A 2348-nucleotide genomic window follows, 5' to 3' on the forward strand; every position below is an offset into this window, starting at 1 on the left:
ACCATGGCTGCCTGCCGGGTCGGCTTCCAGGACGCCTATGAACATGGCGATTTCACTGGACTCGGTGCCTGTCGGCAGTACGAAGACCGGTACCGCCCGCTCGGCTACTACTTCACCATGTACATCCCCTGAACCCGGTGGGCGCGCCCCGGCCACCAGCGCGGGGCACGCCGCCCGGTCAGCCCTTGGCAGCCTTCTGCAGCGCCATCCACGCCGCATGCCTGTTGTCCGCCGTCGCCCACCACGGGTGATTGTTGAGCGCCTCCAAGGCCTGGAGGCGGGCCTCCCGCACCTCGGCCAGCTCGGCGCGCTGCTCGTCCGTCATGAACCCTTCCAGGATCTCCTGCGACGACGGCAGCGCGTCGGTCACCTCCTGCACGCGGGCGTCCGCGGTGTAGTACGCGCGCTGTGCGGCGAGCAGGTCGTCAGGGAACTCGTAGTCGGCCATGTCTCCCCCGGGGTCGTACGTGGTTCTGGGCGATCCTATTGAACGGGCCCGAACAACCGAAAACGCCCCGCCGCTCTGACACACGCACACAGGTCAGCGGCTATAGCCGATGGTGGCGGCCAGAGTTTGCACACCAGGTACCCGAGGGTGCTGGTTGATCAGGGCCACCGCCATCGCACGGATAGCCGGCCGGCTGCGGACCTCGCCGAGAGACTCATGGCAGGCGTTCAGCAGAGCCGATGCGGTCTGTTCGGGTTTTCCCCATTGCCACCACGCCCGCGCCAGGTCGGTGTGCAAACGCCCACGCCGCTCAGGGGTAGGCAGCTGGCTAGGGTGCACGCCGCGCCCCGCGTGTAGAGCCGCCCCAGCGTCCCCCAGAGCCCAGTGCACGCCGATCTCATACAGGCTGACGTGCGCCGGGCTGACGGTGAAAGGCTGGCCGGACACTGCTCGTGAGGGAAGTCGGGCGGCGACCTGCGCAGCTTGCCCGATCATTTCCCGGGCGCGGTCGCGGTCTCCTACCTGAGCGGCGGTGTAGGCGCAGGTGCACAGCATCTGGGCGTAGGCGGCGGCATGGGCAGGGATATCGAGGCCTGCGCCCTCCACGCGGTCCACAGCCCGCAATATGAGCCGATCGGCGATCGTGCGGCGGCCTTCGTGGCGCAGCGCCATACTCAAGGAGCGCGCCGAGGCGGCCATGCTGATCGGGGCTCCGGACAGATTCGCGAGCATGACGGCACGATCTGCGGTGATCCTGCTGGCCTCATGGCGGCCCATCTTGAGCAGTGTGTCGGTCGCCAGGTCGTAGCACGCGGCGGCCTGCGCGTAGGCGCTCGCCGTCGCGTGAGTCTCGGCCGCTTCCTGAGCCGAGGCAAGCAGGTCGGGCAGCCCGGCGACCAGCCGGGAGAGATCGCCGGTGTCGAAGCTGGCGCGGGCCCACGCCAGCCGAGAAGCGATCTGGTCCGGAACCGCAGGAGCGGAGGGGGTAGGCAGGACGGCCAGGGCGTCATCGAGTCTGGCCAGCAGATCGGGGACGGCGGTCGCCGCGCCGGTCAGAGCGAGGTTGGTCAGGAGTTCACGTCGCCGCATCGGATCGCCACCGTCCTCGTCGTGATCGTCACAGGCCACGGTAATCGGCGACGCAGCCCGCGGGGAGGCTACAGCGAATGCGGCATGTCGCCCGTTGGTGTCCGGGGATAGGCCGAGAACCGCGGGCGGGATGGCCAGATGCTGGGCCAAGAGCTGCAGGATGGCGACGTTTGTGAGGGGCTGGTCGCCGGTCTCCAGCCGGGAGATCGTCGAAGCCGAGCAGCACAGCAGAGCCCCGAGCTGGCCTTGGGTCAGACCGCGGTCGCGGCGGACCAGGCGGACGACGGCGCCGAGGTCTCCGGCGGCTCGTGCCGCCATCATTGCCCGAGAGCTCCATACAGGATCACAGTCACCCATGCCCCCACCTGCTCTGTCGCACTCAGCGTAAGCGGATGGTCGCGGATGTCTATCGGGATTTGCGTTTTCCGCATACCGCATGCACGTCTCGGGCAACGCCTTCTGCCGCCGCCTCGCGGCGCTCACCGTAAAGACAAGGCCCCCACCGAGGAGGGGGCAGGACCGTCACGGAGGATCGAATGACCATCACCGTCGACCGCCCGACCATCACAGACGCGCGCACCCTGATCGACACTGGCCTGTTCGACCGGCTCACCACCCGAATCCGCGTCGACCACCCCGAGCACGCCGACCTCGCCGAGCCCATCATGGAGCAGGCGCTGGCCTTCCTCGCCGCCTGCGCCGCCAACCCCGGAGTTGGCCTCGGCCCGTCGGAACTGGTCGACATCGGCTGGCACACCTTCCTGATGTACACCGCCGACTACGCCGCCTTCTGCCAGCGCACCGCGGGCCG

The 2348-nt window shown here is 68.7% G+C and carries 3 protein-coding genes; 1 reads left to right on the plus strand and 2 read right to left on the minus strand.

Going from position 1 to position 2348, the window contains the following annotated elements; genetic code table 11:
- Positions 1–178: 178 nt before the first annotated feature.
- Together AB0395_RS48080 and AB0395_RS48085 are read right to left on the minus strand one after the other, a co-directional pair.
- Complete coding sequence (locus tag AB0395_RS48080; RefSeq protein ID WP_366295056.1) at positions 179–448, minus strand: hypothetical protein; 270 nt, start codon at positions 446–448, stop codon at positions 179–181.
- 93 nt (positions 449–541) lie between these two features.
- Positions 542–1858: a helix-turn-helix transcriptional regulator gene (locus AB0395_RS48085; RefSeq protein ID WP_366295059.1), complete on the minus strand. Its 1317-nt coding sequence runs from the start codon at positions 1856–1858 to the stop codon at positions 542–544.
- Between the two features lie 215 nt (positions 1859–2073).
- Here AB0395_RS48085 and AB0395_RS48090 point away from each other — a divergent pair.
- The coding region (locus tag AB0395_RS48090) for a hypothetical protein (RefSeq protein ID WP_366295062.1) at positions 2074–2348 on the plus strand (275 nt) is incomplete at its 3' end.

Origin of the sequence: Streptosporangium sp. NPDC051023 (genome assembly GCF_040689595.1) — a bacterium.
Classification (GTDB): Bacteria; Actinomycetota; Actinomycetes; order Streptosporangiales; family Streptosporangiaceae; genus Streptosporangium.

What these genes read in the sequence shown, in the direction of transcription:
- AB0395_RS48080 (WP_366295056.1), bottom strand. Translation starts at nt 448, where the DNA reads ATGGCCGACTACGAGTTCCCTGACGACCTGCTCGCCGCACAGCGCGCG.
- AB0395_RS48085 (WP_366295059.1), bottom strand. Translation starts at nt 1,858, where the DNA reads ATGATGGCGGCACGAGCCGCCGGAGACCTCGGCGCCGTCGTCCGCCTG.